The 359-nt window shown below is 57.1% G+C and carries 1 protein-coding gene; it reads right to left on the reverse strand.

Translation table 11 applies throughout. The annotated features are described in order from the left end of the window. Positions 1–124 precede the first annotated feature (124 nt). A partial coding sequence (locus AF337_RS44210; RefSeq protein ID WP_210168044.1) for a hypothetical protein occupies positions 125–359 on the reverse strand: 235 nt, incomplete at its 5' end.

The raw sequence follows: 359 nt of genomic DNA on the forward strand, positions 1-359 counted from the left end.
GGTCCATGCAATCCTCCTCAAATTTCACCGAGACGTTTCCATACCTTCATGTGCATCGCCGGGGAAGCCATGGCAGAATTCCTCCTGAAAATCCGGGGTCACGCTGCGGACTAAAGCCGATTCCTCAGCTGCGAGTCATCTTCACCAGGGACCCGCACATCGATACGTTGAAGGTCAGGGCGAGGAATTTCCAGGAACCTGAATGTGAAACAGGCTTGTGCTCCTGGGAGCCAGGACAGCGAATATGGGGTGGGTTCACCGAAGAAGGCCGTCGACGTTGAATTCTTCCCAGCCGCGCAGCTTCGTCGCCACCGATCATTCCCTGGCCGCCAGGGGTCTCCAGGACATCGGGCTGATGA

This window comes from Rhizobium ecuadorense (assembly GCF_001187535.1).
GTDB lineage: Bacteria > Pseudomonadota > Alphaproteobacteria > Rhizobiales > Rhizobiaceae > Rhizobium > Rhizobium ecuadorense.